Source organism: Mesorhizobium sp. CNPSo 4671 (assembly GCF_057784245.1).
This window is the reverse complement of the sequence record NZ_JBWLUW010000020.1, coordinates 26,993-47,340: the sequence shown is the minus strand read 5'-3', so window position 1 is coordinate 47,340 and position 20,348 is coordinate 26,993. Positions and strand designations below refer to the sequence as shown.

The window sequence follows — 20,348 nt, the reverse complement described above, 5'->3', positions numbered from 1 at the left end:
GCTGAAACCGGATGAAGGGAGCCGACGGCCGCCGCCTGTCAGTCCGTGAACCCAGCACGACAGATAGGACGGAAAAATGCCGCGCGAGGAAAGTTTCCGCGCTGATCACGAAGGTTTCACCTGGCGAGCCGCTACTGCCGCGCCTGTCGCCTCGGCCCGGCGGCCGAGCCGTGTCGCGCCGTGTGGCGATAGCACCGGTACGAAAACGCGGCGCGAGGCGCGCTGGGCGACCGGCACGCCTTGATAAAGCCGCTTCTGCGCCTCGACGACGATGACGCCGGAAAAGATCGGCCACAGCCGTCGGCCGGCGCGCTCCAGCACATTGTGGAAGCGCATCATGAAGCGCCGCCGCGATGGCGGGAAGAACAGGGCGTCGGACCATGCGGCAGGCGTGAAATTCGCCTCGCGCAGCAGTTCCGTCAGCTGCCCGCGCGAGAACGGCCGGCCATTGCCGAACGGCGTATGCTCGAAGCGCGCCCAGACACCGCGCCGGTTGGGCACCACGATGACGACGCGCCCTGCCGGCGACAGCACCCGCCAGATCTCGTTCAGCGTCTCGCGCGGATTTTCGACATGCTCGAGCGAGTGGACGAGCAGCATGCGGTCGATGCAGGAATCGACCAGCGGCAACTCCTCATCGAAGACCAGGGCCGTCGCCGTCGGCCCTGTCGCCGGCCAGACCACGGCACCCTGCGTCGCCGGCATGAAGGCAAAGACCCGCTCGGCGTCGGAGCCGAACCGTTCCAGCCAGGGCAGCGTATAGCCCAGCCCGACCAGCCGTTCGTTGGGGACAGTGGCCCATATCGACGACAGCGCCATGGTGATCGAGCGCTCGGCGAAGCGGCCGAGCGTTGTCGAATAGAAGGAGCGAAGGTCGACGATGTCGGAATGCATGTCAGGGATGTAGCCGTGATGTCGGCAGGTTTCAACAAAGAGCCCCTGAGGTTGCCGACGCATCCCCGGATGACATTCTTCATCTCCGGGAGTGACATTGTCATCTCCGGGATGACATCCGCCCTCTGGCGCCCTATGTCTGCGGCGACAAATGGAGAGATACGATGGCGGTCGAAATCGAACAGTTCATGTGCCGCAGCGATAATTTCGGCGTGCTGGTGCATGACCGCAAAAGCGGGCTGACCGCGATCATCGACGCACCCGAGGAAGCGCCGATCCTGGCCGCGATCAAGCGCACCGGCTGGACACCGACGATGATCCTGACCACACATCATCATACGGACCATGTCGAGGCCAATCTGGCGCTGAAGGAGCGCTTCAAGCTGCGCATCGTCGGCCCGGAGGCGGAAAAGGCCAAGATCCCCGGCATCGACGAAACCGTCGAAGAGGGCTCCGTGCTTCATCTCGGCGACGAGCGGATCGAGGTGATCGCCACTCCCGGCCATACCGCCGGCCACGTTTCCTATCATCTACCGGCGTCGCAGGTGGCGTTCACCGCCGACACGCTGTTCGCGCTGGGCTGTGGACGCCTGTTCGAATGCAAGCCGCCGGTCATGTATGAATCACTGAAGAAACTTGCAGCCCTCCCGGCTACAACGACAATCTATTGCGGCCACGAATACACGCTCGCCAACGCCCGTTTCGCGCTGACCGTCGACCCGACCAATTCGGCCTTGAAGGAGCGTGCCGCCAGGATCGAGGCGCTGCGGGTCGAAAACAGGCCGACGCTGCCAACGACGATCGGCGAGGAATTGTCGACCAATCCCTTCCTGCGCTGGCATGATCCGGCGATCCGCAAGCATCTCGGCATGGAAAAGGCCGGGGATGCCGAAGTGTTTGCGGAGATCCGCAAGCGCAAGGACAATTTTTGAGCATCGTGCAGGCCTTCGACCGATGACCAGTTCAGCAGAAATCATCGCGACACTCGGACTGAAGCCGCATCCGGAAGGCGGCTGGTACACGGAAACCTTTCGCGACGAAGCCGGCGGTGCACGCGGCCATTCGACCGCCATCTATTTCCTGCTGGAGCAGCACCAGCTTTCCGCCTGGCATCGGGTCAAGGACGCCGCCGAGGTCTGGCATTTCCATGCCGGCGCGCCGCTGGCGCTGTCGATGTGGGAAGAACGGTCAACCGTGATCGAGCAGGTGCTCGGCATCGAGCTCGCGGCGGGCGAACGGCCGCAGATCGTTGTGCCGGCGGGCTGGTGGCAATCGGCGCGCAGCCTCGGCGAATGGACGCTGGTTGGCTGCACCGTCGCGCCGGGTTTTGATTTCGCCGCCTTCGAACTGGCCGAACCGGGCTGGAATCCTAGCCCAGCAGGAACCCCAGCGTAATCGCGAGCTGGGCGGCGTAATACAGCACCCAGACGGCCAAACGCATCCAGGCGCGATGCGGCGAGATGGCTGCCACTAAGAATTTCTCGGTGGCGAGCAGCCCGTCCGAAGCCATGAACAGCACCGCGCCGCCGATGACCCAGGCGCTGTTGGTGGTCAGCGCCGCCATGCCCATCGCCAGGATCGCTACGACATAGACTGCGATCGGAATACGCAGGCTGGGGCCGACGCGGCGCCAGAGCGCGGCGAACATGACGATTGCGAACACCGCCAGCGCCAGTGCAATCGCCCCGCGCCAGGATTCGGCACCAAGCAATCCCACCCCGCCACCGCTGCGCAGGAACAGAACGACATAGACGATGTGGGCGACGAGAAAACTCGCCAACCCACCGAGAAAGGCTTTTTCGCCGTCGCGCGACAGGAAGGCGTCGCCGACCGCGCTGAGCGCGAGGGCCGCGACCAGCAGCAGCGGGCCGCCTTGCAGCGCCGAAAGCACGGCAAGCATCGCGACGCTAAGCGTCTTTGCCGCGGAGCGGGCGAGGCTCTGCGGCATGCCCAGCGTGAAAGCGTAGATCACCGCCGCCACCAGCGAGAAGATCAGCGTCGCATTGGCGTTGGCGTCGATGCCGCCGGCAAACGGCATGGTCATGCCCCGGCTCCGCTTTCGGCTGCCTCGGCGCGGCTCTCAGCTACGGCCGGCTTGCGCAGGAACAGCGATTTTGCCGCCAAGGCCGCACCGCCGGTGATGAGCACGCAGGCAGCGAGGATGCGCAGCGATGGCTCGGCGACGCCGGCCGCGATCAGCACCAGCGTCGAGAGCAGCGGCGCCGCATAGCTTGCCGCGCCCAGCACCTGGATATTGCCGCGTTTGACGCCGATGTCCCAGGCATAGAAAGCCGCCCCCACCGGCATCAGGCCAAGCCCAAGCACCGCCAGCCACTGGCCGACGCCTTCAGGCAACACCGTTTGCTCCAGCGCCAGATGGCAAACGAGCGACAGCACGGCAGTCGCCGCGCAGAACCAGGTGACGATGCTGGTCGGCACCGACGGAAAGCGCCGCGACAAAAGCGAGTAGGACGACCACAGCAGCGCGCAGACGGCAGCCATGGCATAGCCGAAGGTGTAGCGCGCATCAAAAGCCAGCCCGCCGCCCTTGGTGACGATCAGCACGGTGCCGGCAAGGCCGAGCAGCGCGCCAACGACATGGTTCCACGCCAGTTTTTCGCCCGGCATCAGCGCCGAGCCGAGCACGATCAGCAGCGGCCACAGATAGGCGATCAGGCTCGCCTCGACCGCCGGCGCGTTGCGCAGCGCGGTGAAATAGAAAAAATGGTAGCCGAACAGGCCGGCAATGCCGATCAGCCAGACCTGCGGTGGAATCTTCTGGCTCTTGTCGGCGGCCGGCATGAAGAGCCGCGCGACAAGCCCGACGCCGGTGCCGATCGAGAAGGTGATCGCCGACAAAAGGAATGGCGGCACCTTGCCCGACGCATCGGTGAGCAGCGCCAAAAGCGCCCACATGGCGACCGCCGAAAAGCCGATCAGTGTTGCGCGCGCCATGTCCTCTCCCCGTGGCGCGCCCTGCTCTGTCCCCAGGGGCGTGCCCTATTGTACCGCTTCGAAACGCCCGGCGCTGATGGTCAAGGTGCCGATCTGCGTTCCCACCGTGGCATGGATCGGCGCATATACTCCGGTTTGGCCGAGCGGCGCAAACGTCACCATCATGCGGCTTTTGTTCTTGAGATAGTTGAGCGCCTTGCGGCCCTTGCGATAGCCCGCCACCGGCTCGAAGCCCATGCGGCAGGTGATGGTCTCGCCCTTGTAGCCCGGCACCGAGATCGTGCCTTTCGAGACGTAGTTCAGCGTCAGGTCGGCGCGCATCTCGCCATCGTAGAACTTGACCTTGCGGCCGCAGACTTGGTCGAGGCTGTCGGCATGGATGACGGTGGCGGCCATCGGATCGAGCACGGATGCCAGGTCGCCGGCACCGATCGGCACCCAATTGTTGGGATCGCGCTTTTCCGGCGCCGGAATGACCTGCGTCGAGGTCACAGCGCCATTGGTGAAGCGGATATCGACCACCGATGCTTTCTTGCCGGAGGTGTAATCGGCCCGGAAAGCCTGCGGCACCATCTTCTTGCCAGAAATCGTGCCCTTGGAGGAGATCGTGCCACGCGTGTCGTCGAACAGTTTGGCCAGGCCTGCGGCGGACACGCTGCCTTCGATCGCGTAGGCGCCATTCTCGTAATGGCTGGAGAAGGTCGATCTCGCGATCGAGAGACCAAGGAACGACACCGTGTATTCGCCCTTGAAGGACTGCGGCGAGGCAGCCGAAGCGGCGGACGGCAAGGCAACGGCAAGCACGGCAACAAGCGCGTAAGACAAACGAGGCATGGCGGGATCGGATCCTTGATTTTCGGCCGGAGGTGGGCGACTCCGGTCTGGCATGTCCCTATGAGACCGCTTATAGGATGAAATCCGGCCTTAATATGAAATGCCGGGCGCTTCCGTGGCAAAGCCGGAGCTTGACGCCCCGGCGAAATGCAACTATGGAACGCCAACTTTTTCCATAAGGCCGCCTGACCAGAACCGCGCGCCACCCGGCGTGGGCACAAAGGTTTGGCAGGTCCCGAGAGAATTGAAGGTTAGAATTATGTCCCGCACCTGCGAACTCACTGCCAAGGCAGTCCAGACCGGCAACAATGTGAGCCACGCCAACAACAAGACCAAGCGTCGCTTCCTGCCGAACCTCGTCAATGTGACGCTGATTTCGGAAGCGCTGAACCAGAATGTGCGTCTGCGCATCTCGGCCAACGCACTGCGTTCGGTCGAACATCGCGGCGGTCTCGACGCTTTCCTGGCCAAGGCCGACGTCAAGGAACTGTCGCAGCGCGCGCGCCTGCTGAAGAAGCAGATCGCCAAGAAGCTGGCCGAACAGGTCGCCGCGTAACATCGGATCAAAGGCGGGGGACGACCGCCCTGGCCAACCTCGTGTTGGCTTTGGGCATCGGGTAGATCCGCAAGGTTCGACATCCGGTGCTCGACTACGAAGCGAGCACCGCCTGATGGGCATGATGCTCCGCTGGTTCCATTACCCAGGATAAAAAAATGACTTCCTTCTCGCGATATTTGCCCTTCGTGGCCGCCATGGCGCTTGTCGTCGTGGCATCGAACATCCTCGTGCAGTTCCCGATGCAGGGCCAGATCGGTGGCCTGTCGCTGGCCGACCTGCTCACCTGGGGCGCTTTCACCTATCCCTTCTCCTTCCTGGTCACCGACCTCGCCAATCGCCGTTACGGACCTGCCGTGGCGCGCCGGATCGTCTTTGTAGGCTTTATGACGGCTGTGGTCTGCTCGATCCTCGTGCCGCCCTTCCTGTTCCGCCATGGCCTGATCGAATTCGAGACCGCGGCCGCCCGGCTGGTGCGCATCGCGGCCGCTTCCGGCGCCGCCTTCCTGTCCGCGCAACTGCTCGACGTCACCGTGTTCAACCGGCTGCGCCGGCAGAGCTGGTGGCGGGCGCCGATCGTCGGCACGCTGGTCGGATCGGTGTTCGACACCATGGTCTTCTTCACCGTCGCATTTTCGGCGGCCTTCGCCTTTGCCGGCCCGAATGACGGTTTCGCGCTCGAAACGGCGCCGCTGATGGGTGTCTTCCACGTCGAGGCCATGCGCTGGGTCTCCTGGGCGCTTGGCGACCTCTCGGTGAAATTGATCATCGCCGTGGTCGCGCTCATCCCCTACCGGCTGCTCGCCGCCCGCTGGAGCCAGCCGGCAGTCGCGGTCTAAACCATGATCCCCTGGGTCCAGCTCGATTCGGCAAAGACCGGGGATGGTGCCCAGGAACTTCGCCTCAAGCGGCGTGGCAGCGAGTTCTCGATCATGCTCGGCACCAACGAGCTGATGAACAGCCGCCTCAGCGGCTCCGAGCAGGCGCTGGCGAAACTGTCTTGCCAAAGGATTGCGAGCCATCGCCAGCCGAAGATCCTGATCGGCGGCCTCGGCATGGGTTTTACATTGCGCGCCGCCTTGGCCGAACTCGGCAACGATGCCAGCATCGTTGTTGCTGAGCTGGTGCCGGCGGTGGTCGCCTGGGCACGCGGCCCGATGGCGGAGGTGTTTGGCGGCTGTCTCGATGACCCCCGCGTCACCATAGAGGAGATCGATGTCGGCCAGCTGATACGGTCCGAGCCTAAAGCCTGGGACGCGATCCTGCTCGATGTCGACAATGGCCCCGAGGGCATCGTCCACAAGGGCAACGACGCCCTCTACAGCCTGGCAGGCCTCGGCGCCGCGCGCAGCGCCCTCAGACCGGGCGGTGTGCTAGCCGTGTGGTCGCAAGGGCCGGACAATGGCTTTGTCAGGCGGCTGAAGCAGGCCGGCTTCGCTGTCGAGGAGGTCAACACGCGCGCCAACGGCAAGCGTGGCGCGCGTCATGTCATCTGGATCGCCACAAACGGCTCCTGACTGAAGCCGTCGTAACTCTCCAAATCGAACCCGCCCCAATCGAACCCGCCGTTGAAGACCCTCAACTTCAGGCAGGCCGAGTCTCACTCAATCCTGGTGCAGAATAAATTCCAGATAGAGGTTGCGCTGCAGGATCGAGTGGTTGTCGTCGGAGACCAGCGACACCATCACCGCGCCATCGTCGCGGGTCCAGACGTCGAGCCCCTCCATATTGTCGATCTGGTAGCCCATGTCGGCGTCCAGCAGCACCGGTCCGTCGGCGACGGCGCCCTTATCGACACTTTCGCCATAGATGCGCCGCAGCCGCATCTTGAGTCCGCCGGCCATGGTGAAACTGCGCTCCAGCAGCAACAGGTCGCCATCCGGCAGGAAGGCGCCGTCGGTGATGTCGAAATCGCCATTGCGCTTGACGGTGAAAACGCCTTTGTGCGGCCCTTCGATGATGGCGGCATAGATGTTGCCTGATTTGTCGAGGCTCTTTTCCGAGACCACGACCAGACCGCCCTCGTGCTGGCCGTTGGAATTGGCATGGGTGACGGTCTCGAAGCCGCGGTTCTGGCGCAGCTCGCGCGCCGGCACCAGGAAATCCAGCTGCCGGTATGGCCCCTTCATATCAGTCGGATCGATCTTGAACTGGGCGACGCGGTGGTTGCGCTCGAAACCGACCGTGGCGATACCATCCTTGACCGCAAGGCCCTCGGCATCGACCTCCCATTTCTCGTCGATCGGCTGGCCGCTCTGGTCGACCATCTGCTGCATGCGGAAGTTCTGGATGCCCACGGGACGCCTGTCGGCATCGCGGGCCACCGTGCCGAAGAACCAATAGCCGGTGTCGGCCACGCCGATGAAATCGCTGCCCGCTTTCAGAAACCGGAACGCCGACAGCGCGCCGAAGTCGGGCGATTTCGAGGTCATTTCCAGCCCGCCGACGAATTCGAGCGAACCGAACTGCCTGTCGGTCCGGCCAATGCGGAATTCAGTGATCGGGCGGGCCGAAACCTCGATGGGTTCAACCGGGGCCGAGCCAGCCGCGCCCGCTGGCGCGGACGCCACGCCGGCGAACAGGACGATGGCGGCGAAGAGCGTCTGCCGAAAGCCGCCGCGCGAAAAGATCATCCGGCGCGCCGCATGCCGCCACGCCGCGTGTCGCGTGCGCTTTCCTCGGCAAACAGCGAAGCCAGCTGCTCGGTCATGGCGCCGGCCAATTCCTCGGCATCGACGATGGTGACGGCGCGCCTGTAATAGCGCGTGACGTCATGGCCGATGCCGATGGCCAAGAGTTCCACCGGCGAGCGCGTCTCGATCAATTCGATGACGGCGCGCAGATGGCGCTCGAGATAATTGCCCGGATTGACCGAAAGCGTCGAATCGTCGACCGGCGCGCCATCCGAGATCATCATCAGAATCTTGCGCTGTTCCGGCCGGGCGATCAGCCGGTTGTGCGCCCACAGCAGCGCCTCGCCGTCGATGTTTTCCTTGAGCAGGCCTTCGCGCATCATCAGGCCAAGATTGCGCCGGGCCCGCCGCCACGGATGGTCGGCGGATTTGTAGATGATGTGGCGCAGATCGTTGAGCCGGCCGGGGTTCGGCGGCTTGCCGTCCTTCAGCCATTTTTCGCGCGCTTGCCCGCCTTTCCACGCCCGCGTGGTGAAGCCGAGGATCTCGACCGAGACGCCGCAGCGCTCCAGCGTGCGCGCCAGGATGTCGGCGCAGGTGGCGGCGACCGTGATCGGCCGGCCGCGCATCGAGCCCGAATTGTCGAGCACCAGCGTCACCACCGTGTCGCGGAATTTGGTGTCGCGTTCCTGCTTGAAGGACAGCGGCTGCATCGGGTCTATGACAACGCGCACCAGCCGCGCCGGGTCGAGATAGCCCTCTTCCAGGTCGAAATCCCAGGACCGGTTCTGCTGCGCCATCAGCCGCCGCTGCAGCCGGTTGGCGAGCCGCCCGACGACGCCGGACAGATTGGCCAGTTGCTTGTCGAGGAAGGCGCGCAGCCGGTCGAGTTCTTCCTCTTCGCAAAGCTCTTCGGCGCCGACCGTCTCGTCAAAGGCTGTCGTGAAGACCTTGTAGTCGATTTCCTTCGGCAGATTGGTGAAGGGATTGTCGTTGCGGCGCGCCTCGCCGGGCGTCTCGGCATCGGCATCGTCGTCGTCGGACAGATCGTCGGCGGTGGCGTCGGAGGCCTCCGTCTCGGACGACTGTTCGTCATCGGCCGAAGCCTCGGCATCCTCGGACTGCGACTGCTCGGAGCCGGAATCCTCTTCGCCGCCCTCCTCGCTCTGCTCCTCGCCTTGCGGCTGGTTGTCGTCATTGTCCTCGGAATCTTCCGTCTCCTGGTCGTCGCCGAGTTCCTCGGCCATCTCCATGGAGGCGAGCATCTCGCGCACGACGCGGGCGAAGGCCTGCTGGTCGTCGAGCTTGGCCGACAGACCGTCGAGGTCGGCCTTGGCCTTCTCTTCGACCCAGGGCCGCCAGAGTTCGACCAGCCGCTCGCCGCTCTTGGGCACCGGCCGGCCGGTCAGCTTCTCGCGCACCATCAGGGCGAGTGCTTCCTCGATCGGCGCGTCGGCCTTGTCCTTGACGTCGACGAGGTTGGCCTTGGCGTATTTGTCCTCCAGCATCGAACCAATATTGTCGGCGACGCCTTGCATGGCACGGCTGCCGATCGCCTCGACGCGGGCCTGCTCGACCGCGTCATAGATGGCACGCGCCGCCTTGCCTTCCGGCGCCAGCTTGGTGTGGATGCGCGCATCGTGGCAGGCGCGCTTCAGCGCCATGGAATCGCCGAGGCCGCGGGTGATCGCGATGTCGGTCTTCGACGCCTTCTTGGGCAGTTCGGGCAAGCGCGCGCGGCTGCCGGCGAGCGCCGGCCGATCCTTGGCGAAGCCGACTTCCATCTCCTTGTCGCCGGCAATGGCGCGCATGCAGACGGTGACGGCGCGCTTGAAGCTGTCTGCTTCAGACCCCGTCTTCGACTTGTTGCGCGTGTTGTCGCCCGGACCCGCCATTATCTATCTCTATTTCGCCACAGGCTGTTGACCAAGCTGAGAGCGGAGGAGGCCGACAATCTCTTCCACCGAGATTGTAAAGTAACCACCCTTTCCACTGCCATATGCCTGTCTCCACAGACCATATCCATGGCCGAAGCCATCTGGAATTGTACCCGTCCCCTCAAGCTCAACCACACTCTCCCTAAGCAGGTTAGCCGCTATAGGGAGGTGGGGAACAGTTTGCAGCGGCTTTCCGTCATTCGGTATCGGCGCATCGGTGACTGAAATCGACACGACCGGTTGATCTTCACCTTCCAGATTGTCGACCGCACCTATGATCACCCGCGAGGATATCGGCGTCGCTCCCCGATACGTCCAAGTCTGCCCGGGCTTGAATGGTTCATCCTGGGCCATGGCTACCTGTCCGAGACCAAAGCAGAGGACTGAGAAACTCCACAGGAACGTCCGACGGGTTGCTCCCATGGAGTGATGTTACCCCAGCACCACGTTGGCGGCGCTCTCGGGCAGATCCTCGCCGAAGGCGCGCTGGTAGAACTCGGCCACCACCGAGCGTTCGAGCTCGTCGCACTTGTTGAGGAAGGTCAGCCGGAAGGCCATGCCGATATTGCCGAAAATCTCGGCATTCTCGGCCCAGGTGATGACGGTACGCGGGCTCATCACGGTCGACAGGTCGCCATTGATGAAGGCCGAGCGCGTCATGTCGGCAACGCGCACCATCTTGTTGACGATGTCCTTGCCCTTGCCGTCACGATAGTGCTTGGCCTTGGCCAGCACGATGTTCACTTCATTGTCGTGCGGCAGATAGTTCAGCGTGGTGACGATCGACCAACGGTCCATCTGCGCCTGGTTGATCTGCTGCGTGCCGTGATAGAGGCCGGTGGTGTCGCCGAGGCCCACCGTGTTGGCGGTCGAGAACAGCCGGAACGCCGGGTGCGGGCGGATAACCCGGCTCTGGTCGAGCAGCGTCAGCCGGCCCGAAGATTCCAGCACGCGCTGGATGACGAACATCACGTCCGGACGGCCGGCGTCATATTCGTCGAAGCAGAGCGCGACATTGTGCTGGTAGGCCCAGGGCAGGATGCCGTCGCGGAATTCGGTGATCTGCAAGCCGTCCTTGACCACGATCGCGTCCTTGCCGACGAGATCGATACGGCTGACATGGCTGTCGAGGTTGACGCGCACGCAGGGCCAGTTGAGGCGGGCGGCGACCTGTTCGATATGGGTCGACTTGCCTGTGCCGTGATAGCCCGACACCATCACGCGGCGGTTGTAGGCAAAGCCGGCAAGGATGGCCAGCGTCGTCGCCTTGTCGAACAGATAGTCCGGATCGACGTCCGGCACATGTTCCGATGTCACCGAATAGGCCGGCACCACCATCTTGGAGTCGAAGCCGAATTTATCCTTCACCGACACCGTCGTGTCGGGCAGGTTGGCGATGTCGCGATCGACCTTGTTCATATCTCTCAACGTCTCCACGGGCGAAACGTCCCGTTTCGCCGGCAATCGATTTTGTTCGGGGGCGGTCTTAGAGCCTTTTCCAACCTTATGAAAGTTGGAAAACGACACAAACCGTAGGGTCGCTCAGCACAGGCCCGCCTGTTTGAGCACGCGATAAGCCTGCAGCACATCGCGGAACCGGTCTTCCGAACCTCTGTCGCCGCCATTCGCATCCGGATGGTGACGTTTCACCAGTTCCTTATAGCGCGCCTTGATATCCTTGCCAGTCGCCTTTGTATCAAGGCCAAGCGTTTCCAGCGCCTTGGCCTCAAGCGGCTTGGCCTTGCGCTCGCGCGCCTCGCGCGGATCCTTCGGCCCCTTGAACAGGTCGAACGGGTCGCGCATGCGGTTGTAATAACCGGCGCGGCCGGAGCGCATCTGCGCCATATCGGGCGATGAACGCGTCGAGGCGCCGTTGACGCCCATCTTCCAGGTCGGCCGGTGGCCGGTCATGGCTTCCTTCTGGAAACGGGCGACTTCGGTGTCCGGCACGCCGGAAAAATAGTTGAAGCCCTTGTTGTACTCGCGCACATGGTCGAAGCAGAAGCGGAAATACTCGCCTTCCTTCATCCGGCCCACCGGCGCGCGATGGGTGCCCGGCTCCTTGCAGCCGTCCCACTGGCAGATCGGCGAGTGCGACTTCAGCTCCGCATCCTTCTCCGGGCGGATGCGAATCTTCTCGAAATATTTGGGGTACGGCTTCATCTCACCCATTTATGGGGCGTTCGCAGATGCGAAACAAGAATTGACATTTTCGCGATCATCGCCCTAACCGCTGAATCGCGGCTTAAAGCAGGCGAATGGCGGATTTAGTTGCGCGACAGCGGCCCCTGTGGAACCGATTTCCGGTTTTCACGCTGGTGCGCCAGTCATATGTGGTGAACGGAGACGGCAATGTCCATACAGGCGACCATGGAAGACAAGCTCAACAAGGCATTTTCACCGGAGCGGCTGGTCATCATCAACGAAAGCCATCTCCACGCCGGCCACCACCATCACGGCTCCGATCATCACGGCGCCTATGACGGTACCGGCGAGACGCATTTTCGCGTCCGCGTGGTCTCAGCCACCTTTGCCGGCATGAGCCGTATCGACCGCCATCGCGCCGTCAACGAACTGCTGGCCGACGAATTGAAAGCCGGCGTGCACGCGCTGGCGATCGAGCCGGCGGCTCCCGGCGAAAAGACGCGCTGGTAGGTTCCAGTTCAACCGTTCACCTTCCGCAGCGGGCCTTGCTCCGCGCTCAGATCACCGCTTCGATCAGAAACGGTCCGCGCCGCAATAAGGCGCTCTCCAGCAACGCGTCGAACTGCTCGCAGGTATCGGCGCGCGCCGCCTCCACGCCCATGCCTCTGGCCAGCGAAACCCAGTCCAGCGCGGGATGGTCGAGGTCGAGCATGCGCCTGGCATTCTCGCCGATCGCGTTGACGCCGACATTCTTCATCTCGCCATGCAGGATCGCGTAGGTGCGGTTGGAGAAGATGATCGTGACCACGTCGAGGTTTTCCCGCGCTTGCGTCCACAGGCCCTGCACCGTGTACATGCCGCTGCCATCGGCCTCCAGATTGATCACCTTGCGGTCCGGACAGGCGATCGCCGCTCCTGTTGCCATTGGGATGCCGCCGCCGATCGATCCGCCCGTGCCCATCATGTAGTCGTGCGGCGCGGCAAAGGCCGACAGCGTGAAGAAACGCCTGGCCGAGGTTACCGCCTCGTCGCAGACAATCGCATTGTCCGGCAGTTTGCGCGCCACCGACAGCGCGATGGCGTCGTCGGTGAGCTTGCCGCCTGGCGCAGCTTCGTCCGGGAAAGCGGTCGCAACCACCGTCTGTTGCGATGGTTTGACGCCGAGTTCGTCGCGAAGCGCTTCCAGCGCCGCATGCAAGTCCTGCCCATGGGCGGCGAGCGTCAGCACCTGGCAGTCGTCGCGCACAAGCCGTCCCGGTTTTCCCGGATAGGCGAAGAAGGCGACCGGCTCCTTGCCGCCGACCAGCACCAGAACGTCAATGTCGCTTAGCAACGCCGTCGCCGCATCGATCGGATAAGGAATGCGTGTCGGCGCGACACGCCCGCGCCCGCGTTGCATGCGCGCGATCAGGACCTCGCTGAACAGGCGGACATCGCAGGCCGTCGAGATCTGGCCGGCGATCTCGAGCGCATCGGCCCGCGCGGCGTGGCCACGAACGATCATGCCAACACGGCCCGGAGCCGCACGGATCGCCGCAGCGACCTCGCGCACGGCATCCCTGTCGACAGCCGGCGGCGGTGAAAGCACGACCTTGCCCGGCGACGCCGGGGCAGCATCGCCCCAGGCGGCATCCGCCGGCAGGATCAGCGTCGTGACGCCAGGCGGCGTCAGCGAGGCGCGGAAGGCCGCCTCCGTGGCCGGCTGGACATCTTCTGGCCCCGCGATGCGGCGAACCCAGTTGGACATCGGCGCCGCCAGACCTTCGATATCGCTGGTGAGCGGCGCATCGAGCGGCAGGTGATAGGAGGCATGGTCGCCGACGATGTTGATCATCGGGCTGAACGCACGCCGGGCATTGTGCATATTGGCCAGCCCATTGGCCAACCCTGGACCGGTATGCAGCAAAGTCGCCGCCGGGCGGTCGGTCATGCGCGCATAGCCGTCGGCGGCACCGGTCACTACGCCCTCGAACAGGCCGAGCACGCAACGCATCTCAGGCTTGCGGTCGAGGGCGGCGACGAAATGCATTTCGGACGTGCCGGGATTGGCGAAACAGACCGTCACATCATTGGCCAGCAGCACGTCGCACAGGACATCGGCGCCATTCATGCATTTCTCTCCCGTCCGGCGATCAGCGGAATTGCGTCAAAACAGCCAGATGAGAGCAATTGCAACTATGGACGTCTGCACGGCAATATCCCGCCGCCGCTTTTGGCATGATCCAACGACAGGCAAGCGGAATTCGACGGGGATCAGCCGACCGTCGATTTCAGGAACTTCAGCGCTGCGACGGTCAGCGCATCGCCATCCCTGCCGAAATCGCGGTTGATCGACATATGCGTATAGGTGCTGCCATCGAACAGCGTGACCTTTGTACCCGTGGCGCGCAGACGCTCGGCAAAGGCCTTCGAATCCTCGCCACGCCCAGAGGCCCCCGAATAGGCGATGAAGGTCGGCGGATGTTTGCGGCCATCGACATAGCTGGCAGGCGAGAGCGCCGCCCATTGCGACGGATCGGAGAACACCCTTGCATAGGCCCGCACCATGCCGCCATTTGTCTCGAGCGCCGCGAGATCATAGGCCCTGGTATCGTCAAGCAGCAGCCCGGCGACGCCGGGCAGCCCGCCGCGCATGCCGGTCAGGGCGATCAGATGGCAGCCGGCCGAATGGCCCATGCCGACAACGCGGCTGGGATCGCCGCCATGGCCGGCGATGTTGGCCCTGACATAGGCATAGGCCTTTTCGACATCATTGGCCTGGGTCGCGACATCGGCATCAGGCAGCATGCGGTAATCGATCGAGACGAAGCAGAAGCCGTTGGCGAGCAGGAAAGCCGGCTTGGCACCGACCTGGCTGCGTTTGCCAAACTCCCAGGCGCCGCCATGGACGAAGAAGACGACAGGCAGGTTTTTCGCGCCGTCGGGCGCGTAGACATCGAGCTTGGCCGGACCGTAGTCGAAGGTTTTTTGCGCGGGTTGGCGCGGGCGCCACGCGGCCGATGCTCCCAATGGCAGCACCGCCGCCACGGAGGCCAGAATGAGGCTTCGTCGATCGATCATCGTGGTCTCCCGACCGTGTAGCCAACAGTGCCCGCAGGCACCGCGAGCGTCCAGTTAAGGATTGGTAATGCTTAGCGGTCTGGCTCGGCGATCGACCATCGATGCGGACCTCAAGCTTTGGCGACCCATCCGCTATGGAGGAGGCTGGATCGGCCGGGCTTCGTTGAACTCGCATCGGGTCGCCACGCCGCTTCAGACCGCATCAATGCACTGCCCTTGTCGTTCAGTTCACGAAATCAATATCTACCCCTTGACGGCCTCATCTGGCCATCACCACTTAAGTATTTGGACAGGAATTTCAGTGACATGGGTAGTGTCCCAGGTCTCAACGACAGATGCGCACGCTCTCCTTCATGTGAAGGAACCCAAATGCGTTGCGGCAGTTGAATATATGATGAGCCAGCCGGCAGCCAGAACGGCTCTGAGGGCAAAGTATCATGCGTGAGAATCAGTCCGACGTCTTCGATCTGTTTTCGGAGATTTATGCGAACGCGGCCCAGGAAGAAATCAGCCTCCAGCAGTATCTCCTTGCTTGCCGAGAGGACAAATCAATGTATGCCTCGGCGCCTGAACGGATGGTCGAGGCAATCGGCGAGCCGAACCTGGTCGACACCAGCAAGGATGAACGGCTCGGCCGCATTTTCTCGAACCGCACCGTTAAGATCTATCCCTCCTTCTCCGACTTCTACGGAATGGAGGAAACGATCGAGCGCATCGCCGGGTATTTCCGATATGCGTCCCAGGGACTCGAGGAGCGCAAGCAGATCCTCTACCTCCTTGGCCCTGTCGGCGGCGGTAAATCCTCTCTGGCCGAACGGCTGAAGAAATTGATGGAGCTGCGCCCGATTTACACGCTGAAGGTCGGTAACCAGATCAGCCCGGTTTTCGAATCGCCACTTGGCCTTTTCCATCCCGATCGCATGGGCGACCTGCTGGAGGATAAATACGGCATAGCCCGACGCCGGCTGAACGGGCTCATCTCACCATGGGCGGCCAAGCGGCTCGACGAACTGTCCGGCGACATTTCCAAATTCAGCGTGGTCAAGTTGATGCCTTCGCGGCTGCGCCAGATCGGCATTGCCAAGACAGAGCCCGGCGACGAGAACAATCAGGATGTCTCGGCCCTGGTTGGCAAGGTCGACATCAGACAACTGGAAAATTTCAGCCAGTCCGATCCGGACGCCTATTCCTACAGCGGCGGACTGAACCGGACCACGCAAGGCCTGCTCGAATTCGTCGAGATGTTCAAGGCGCCTATCAAGGTCCTGCATCCGTTGCTGACGGCGACCCAGGAAGGCAGCTACAACGGCACCGAGAATTTCGGCGCCTTTCCCTATCAGGGCATCATCATTGCCCATTCCAACGAATCGGAATGGCAACAGTTCAAGAACAACAGGAACAACGAGGCCTTTCTCGACCGCATCCTCGTGGTCAAGGTGCCGTATTGCCTGCGGATCACCGAAGAGAGGCAGATCTATGAAAAGCTGCTGCGCGAGAGCGACTTGGCCACCAGCCCCTGCGCACCCGAAGTGCTGGACATTCTCAGCCGATTCACGGTCTCGACCCGCCTTGCCGAGCACGACAATTCGCCGCTCTACACCAAGATGCGCGCCTATGACGGCGAGAACCTCAAGGAGGTCGATCCCAAGGCGAAGTCGGTCCAGGAATATCGCGATACCGCCGGCGTCGACGAAGGCATGACCGGCGTCAGTACACGCTTCGCCTTCAAGATCCTGTCGCAGACATTCAACTACGACACCAAGGAGGTGGCTGCCGATCCCGTGCATCTGATCTACATCCTGGAGGAGGCGATCAAGCGCGAGCAGTTTCCAAAGGAAACGGAAGCTGCCTATCTCGACTTCATCAAGTCGGAACTGGCAACGCGCTATGCCGAGTTCATCGGCCACGAAATCCAGAAGGCCTATCTGGAATCATACAGCGAGTATGGCCAGAACCTCTTCGACCGTTACATCGCCTATGCCGATGCCTGGATTGAGGATCAGGACTACAAGGATCCCGATACGGGCCAGATTCTCAATCGCGAGGTATTGGACAAGGAATTGTCGCAGGTCGAGAAACCAGCCGGCATCGCCAATCCCAAGGACTTCCGCAATGAAGTGGTCAAATTCACGTTGCGTGCCCGGGCGCGAAACCACGGCCGCAACCCATCGTGGACAGGTTATGAGAAACTTCGCGAGGTCATCGAGAAGCGCATGTTCGGCCAGGTCGAAGACCTCTTGCCGGTGATCAGTTTCGGCTCCAAGCAGGACAGCGTCACGGAAAAGCGGCACAATGAATTCGTGCAGCGCATGGTGGAACGCGGCTACACCGAGCGGCAGGTGCGCCGGCTTGTCGACTGGTACATGCGCGTGAACAAGGCGGGTTGAGAAAGCCCGAATGGTTCCATGCCTATCTTTATCGACCGTCGCCTGAATCCGAAGGACAAAAGCCTGGGCAATCGCCAGCGCTTTGTTAGGCGCGCGCGGGAAGAGCTCAAGCGGAGCATTCGCGATCAGATCCGCATCGGCAGGATCGCAGACGTGGATGCCGAGCACGCCGTGCCCATGCCCGAAAGAGGCACGGGCGAGCCGGCCTTCAACAACGCCAGGAACGGCGGCAGGCGCCAGCACATCCTGCCGGGCAATAGGCATTTCTCCCCTGGAGACCTGATCCCCAAGCCCGGCCAGGGCGTCGGCGCCGGGGCGTCGTCCCCGGGAAACACGGCGTCTGAAGACGACTTTCGTTTCGTGCTGTCACGCGAAGAGGTGCTCGATCTTTTTTTCGAGGATCTCGAACTCCCGGATATGGTCAAGCTCAACCTCAAGGAAATCCTTGCCTTCAAGCCGCGCCGGGCTGGCTTCGCCGCCACCGGTTCACCGACCAACATCAATGTTGGGCGCACGATGCGTAACAGCCACGGCCGGCGCATCGCGCTGAGGCGCCCTAAGCAGGAGGAGTTGGACGCGATCCTCGAGGAAATCGCCATGCTTGAGTTGGCGCCATCCAGCGAAGCGGCGCACCAGCGCATTGCGGCATTGCGGCAGGAGCTTGACCGGTTGGAGCGGCGGCGCAGGCGAATTGCCTTTGTCGATCCTGTCGACATCCGATTCAACCGCTTCGATCCCCAGCCTGTGCCGAACGCCAATGCCGTCATGTTCTGTCTGATGGATGTGTCCGGGTCCATGGGCGAGCGCGAAAAGGATCTGGCCAAGCGCTTCTTCGTGCTGCTGCACCTGTTCTTGAAACGGCGCTATGACCGCATCGAGATCGTCTTCATCCGCCATACCCACGAGGCGCAGGAGGTTGACGAGGAGACGTTCTTCAATTGCACGCAAAGCGGCGGTACCATCGTTTCCACCGCGCTCGAGGAAATGCATCGCATCATCAGGCAGCGATATCCGCCCAGCGAGTGGAACATCTATGCCGCCCAGGCCTCTGACGGAGACAATTCCGTCACCGATTCCGAGCACTGCATAGCCCTGCTCGACGGGAAGCTCATGCGGCTGTGCCAGTATTTTGCCTACGTCGAGATCATCGACAAGCGCGAAGCCCATATCTTCGGCACGACCGAAAACGGGACGTCGCTATGGCGTGCCTATAGCGCGATCGACCTGAAATGGTCGAACTTCCAGATGAGCCGCATCGCCACGCCCGCCGATATCTACCCGGTCTTTCGCCAGCTCTTCGGCAAACAGCCTGCTGTCCTTAAGAGAGCATGAGAGGGGCCGATGGCCAGACAAGCCGGTAAATCCGATCTGCTTTTTTCCGGATCCGACTGGGATTTTACGAAATTGTCGCGGACCTATGACGCGATCGAGGCAATCGCGGTCGAAGAGCTTCATCTCGATACCTATCCCGTGCAGATGGAGATCATCTCCTCCCAACAGATGCTCGACGCTTACTCGTCAGTCGGTATGCCACTGATGTACCACCACTGGTCTTTCGGCAAACACTTCCTCTACCAGGACCTGCTCTATCGCAAAGGCGGGCGCGGGCTTGCCTATGAACTGGTCATCAATTCCAATCCCTGCATCGTCTATCTGATGGAGGAAAACACCATGGCCCTGCAGGCCTTGGTGACGGCCCATGCCGCGCTCGGGCATAACCATTTCTTCAAGAACAATCATTTGTTCAAGCAGTGGACGGACGCTGGGGCGATCCTCAGCTACCTGGACTTCGCCAAGAGCTACATTGCTCGTTGCGAGGAGCGGCACGGTCTCGCTACCGTCGAGGCTGTCCTCGATTCCACCCACGCGCTGATGGAACAGGGCGTGTTCCGCTATCGCCGGCCACCGAAGCTGTCGTCGGAACGGCAGCGCGAAGGGCTTCGCGAGCGTCTCGAATACGAAGAGCGCTCCTACAACGATTTGTGGCGCACGCTGCCGCCTTCGCAGCAAAGGGTCAACGACAAGGCCCAAGACCCGGAGTGGAAGAAATCGCTCAACCTGCCCGAGGAAAACCTGCTCTATTTCCTGGAAAAGAACAGCCCGATCCTGGATCCCTGGCAGCGTGAGATCATCAGGATCGTTCGTGTCATAGCACAATATTTTTATCCGCAACGGCAAACACAGGTGATGAACGAGGGCTGCGCCACCTTCGTGCACTATACGTTGATGAACATGCTGTTCGACCGCGGCCGGATCAGCGAGGGCGCCATGCTCGAAATCCTGCGCAATCATTCCAACGTGATCTTCCAGCCGGCGTTCGACGATCCGCGCTTTTCCGGCATCAACCCCTACGCTCTCGGCCTCGACATGATGCAGGAAATTCAGCGCATCTCGACCGAGCCGACGGCCGAGGATCGGGATTGGTTTCCCAACATCGCCGGCCGCGGAAACTGGCGCGAGGTCCTGCTCGACGCATGGGCAGAGCACCGCGACGAGTCCTTCATCCGCCAATACCTCAGCCCGGCCTTGATCCGGAAGTGGCGGTTTTTTGTGCTCGGCGACGTTGCCGACCAACCGCATTTTCAGGTTGCCTCGATCCACAACGAGCGCGGCTATGAAAAGATACGCGCCGCGCTTGCTCACAGCTACGATGTCGGCGCGAACCGACCGGACATTCAGGTGGTGGATGTCGATCTGCTCGGCGACCGGCATTTGCGACTGCAGCACAAGGTGAATCACGGCATCCTTCTCGAGGATGCCAGCCGTGACGCCACGCTTCGTCACATCCGGAGGCTTTGGGGTTATGAGGTCAGTTTGGCGGCTGTCGACGCTGAGACGGGCCTGACGATCCACGAACGCTCGACGAGCCAGATCGCAGAATGAGGCTCGGTGGTTGCGCTGGTCCCCACGGCTCTCGGCCTGACGCATGTCGCCCAAAAGTGCGCAG

20 protein-coding genes are annotated in these 20,348 nt (G+C 62.4%); 9 read left to right on the top strand and 11 right to left on the bottom strand.

What is annotated here, in order from left to right; translation table 11 throughout:
- Nucleotides 1-105: 105 nt before the first annotated feature.
- A complete protein-coding gene (locus AC04SF_RS33510; RefSeq protein WP_488481255.1) occupies nt 106-894 on the bottom strand; it encodes a class I SAM-dependent methyltransferase in 789 nt (262 codons plus the stop codon).
- Nucleotides 895-1,058: 164 nt separating this feature from the next.
- Here AC04SF_RS33510 and gloB point away from each other — a divergent pair, with 164 nt between their 5' ends.
- Nucleotides 1,059-1,826 carry a hydroxyacylglutathione hydrolase gene (gene gloB, locus AC04SF_RS33505; protein ID WP_488481254.1) on the top strand — a complete coding sequence of 256 codons (768 nt, stop codon included), beginning with the start codon at nt 1,059-1,061 and terminating at the stop codon, nt 1,824-1,826.
- A gap of 22 nt (nt 1,827-1,848) precedes the next feature.
- Nucleotides 1,849-2,289 (top strand): cupin domain-containing protein, encoded by a 441-nt coding sequence (locus AC04SF_RS33500; protein ID WP_488481253.1) that lies wholly within the window; start codon nt 1,849-1,851, stop codon nt 2,287-2,289.
- Here AC04SF_RS33500 and AC04SF_RS33495 read toward each other — a convergent pair.
- The 3 genes from AC04SF_RS33495 to AC04SF_RS33485 are packed head-to-tail and all read right to left on the bottom strand — an operon-like array spanning nt 2,264 to nt 4,683.
- Nucleotides 2,264-2,938, bottom strand: a complete 675-nt coding sequence (locus tag AC04SF_RS33495; RefSeq protein WP_488481252.1) for a lysoplasmalogenase family protein — start codon at nt 2,936-2,938, stop codon at nt 2,264-2,266. The genes AC04SF_RS33500 and AC04SF_RS33495 overlap by 26 nt on opposite strands.
- Nucleotides 2,935-3,849: an aromatic amino acid exporter YddG gene (gene yddG / locus AC04SF_RS33490; protein WP_202352494.1), complete on the bottom strand. Its 915-nt coding sequence runs from the start codon at nt 3,847-3,849 to the stop codon at nt 2,935-2,937. Before yddG ends, AC04SF_RS33495 begins: the two co-directional genes overlap by 4 nt.
- A gap of 45 nt (nt 3,850-3,894) precedes the next feature.
- Nucleotides 3,895-4,683 carry a DUF3108 domain-containing protein gene (locus AC04SF_RS33485; RefSeq protein WP_488481251.1) on the bottom strand — a complete coding sequence of 263 codons (789 nt, stop codon included), beginning with the start codon at nt 4,681-4,683 and terminating at the stop codon, nt 3,895-3,897.
- Between the two features lie 259 nt (nt 4,684-4,942).
- Here AC04SF_RS33485 and rpmB point away from each other — a divergent pair, with 259 nt between their 5' ends.
- The 3 genes from rpmB to AC04SF_RS33470 all read left to right on the top strand — a co-directional run bounded on the left by rpmB (nt 4,943) and on the right by AC04SF_RS33470 (nt 6,756).
- Complete coding sequence (gene rpmB, locus AC04SF_RS33480; RefSeq protein ID WP_010911765.1) at nt 4,943-5,239, top strand: 50S ribosomal protein L28; 297 nt, start codon at nt 4,943-4,945, stop codon at nt 5,237-5,239.
- A 158-nt stretch (nt 5,240-5,397) separates the two neighbouring features.
- Complete coding sequence (locus AC04SF_RS33475; protein WP_488481250.1) at nt 5,398-6,078, top strand: queuosine precursor transporter; 681 nt, start codon at nt 5,398-5,400, stop codon at nt 6,076-6,078.
- Between the two features lie 3 nt (nt 6,079-6,081).
- Nucleotides 6,082-6,756, top strand: a complete 675-nt coding sequence (locus AC04SF_RS33470; protein WP_488481249.1) for a spermidine synthase — start codon at nt 6,082-6,084, stop codon at nt 6,754-6,756.
- An 87-nt stretch (nt 6,757-6,843) separates the two neighbouring features.
- Here the strand turns inward: AC04SF_RS33470 and AC04SF_RS33465 are convergent, their stop codons facing one another.
- The 5 genes from AC04SF_RS33465 to AC04SF_RS33445 all read right to left on the bottom strand — a co-directional run bounded on the left by AC04SF_RS33465 (nt 6,844) and on the right by AC04SF_RS33445 (nt 11,981).
- Nucleotides 6,844-7,872, bottom strand: a complete 1,029-nt coding sequence (locus tag AC04SF_RS33465) for an esterase-like activity of phytase family protein (RefSeq protein ID WP_488481248.1) — start codon at nt 7,870-7,872, stop codon at nt 6,844-6,846.
- Complete coding sequence (gene cobT, locus AC04SF_RS33460; RefSeq protein ID WP_096450776.1) at nt 7,869-9,767, bottom strand: cobaltochelatase subunit CobT; 1,899 nt, start codon at nt 9,765-9,767, stop codon at nt 7,869-7,871. Before cobT ends, AC04SF_RS33465 begins: the two co-directional genes overlap by 4 nt.
- 9 nt (nt 9,768-9,776) lie before the next feature.
- On the bottom strand, nt 9,777-10,163 hold the full coding sequence (locus AC04SF_RS33455; protein ID WP_488481247.1) for a hypothetical protein: 387 nt from the start codon (nt 10,161-10,163) through the stop codon (nt 9,777-9,779).
- 78 nt (nt 10,164-10,241) lie between these two features.
- Nucleotides 10,242-11,228, bottom strand: coding sequence for a cobaltochelatase subunit CobS (gene cobS / locus AC04SF_RS33450; RefSeq protein WP_023776798.1), 987 nt, complete (start codon nt 11,226-11,228; stop codon nt 10,242-10,244).
- Nucleotides 11,229-11,351: 123 nt separating this feature from the next.
- Complete coding sequence (locus AC04SF_RS33445; RefSeq protein WP_019861454.1) at nt 11,352-11,981, bottom strand: J domain-containing protein; 630 nt, start codon at nt 11,979-11,981, stop codon at nt 11,352-11,354.
- 180 nt (nt 11,982-12,161) lie between these two features.
- Here AC04SF_RS33445 and AC04SF_RS33440 point away from each other — a divergent pair, with 180 nt between their 5' ends.
- Nucleotides 12,162-12,464 (top strand): BolA family protein, encoded by a 303-nt coding sequence (locus AC04SF_RS33440; protein WP_095204008.1) that lies wholly within the window; start codon nt 12,162-12,164, stop codon nt 12,462-12,464.
- Between the two features lie 46 nt (nt 12,465-12,510).
- Here AC04SF_RS33440 and AC04SF_RS33435 read toward each other — a convergent pair whose 3' ends face one another.
- Complete coding sequence (locus tag AC04SF_RS33435; protein ID WP_488481246.1) at nt 12,511-14,064, bottom strand: acetolactate synthase large subunit; 1,554 nt, start codon at nt 14,062-14,064, stop codon at nt 12,511-12,513.
- Between the two features lie 143 nt (nt 14,065-14,207).
- A complete protein-coding gene (locus AC04SF_RS33430) occupies nt 14,208-15,014 on the bottom strand; it encodes an alpha/beta hydrolase (RefSeq protein ID WP_488481245.1) in 807 nt (268 codons plus the stop codon).
- Between the two features lie 437 nt (nt 15,015-15,451).
- Between AC04SF_RS33430 and AC04SF_RS33425 the strand changes: the two genes are divergently transcribed.
- The 3 genes from AC04SF_RS33425 to AC04SF_RS33415 are packed head-to-tail and all read left to right on the top strand — an operon-like array spanning nt 15,452 to nt 20,284.
- Nucleotides 15,452-17,401 carry a PrkA family serine protein kinase gene (locus tag AC04SF_RS33425; protein ID WP_096450785.1) on the top strand — a complete coding sequence of 650 codons (1,950 nt, stop codon included), beginning with the start codon at nt 15,452-15,454 and terminating at the stop codon, nt 17,399-17,401.
- Nucleotides 17,402-17,419: 18 nt separating this feature from the next.
- The gene (locus AC04SF_RS33420; protein WP_488481244.1) at nt 17,420-18,733 is read left to right on the top strand and encodes a YeaH/YhbH family protein; all 1,314 of its coding nucleotides are present in this window, start codon (nt 17,420-17,422) and stop codon (nt 18,731-18,733) included.
- 9 nt (nt 18,734-18,742) lie between these two features.
- Nucleotides 18,743-20,284 (top strand): SpoVR family protein, encoded by a 1,542-nt coding sequence (locus AC04SF_RS33415; protein ID WP_096450789.1) that lies wholly within the window; start codon nt 18,743-18,745, stop codon nt 20,282-20,284.
- The last annotated feature ends 64 nt before the right edge of the window (nt 20,285-20,348 follow it).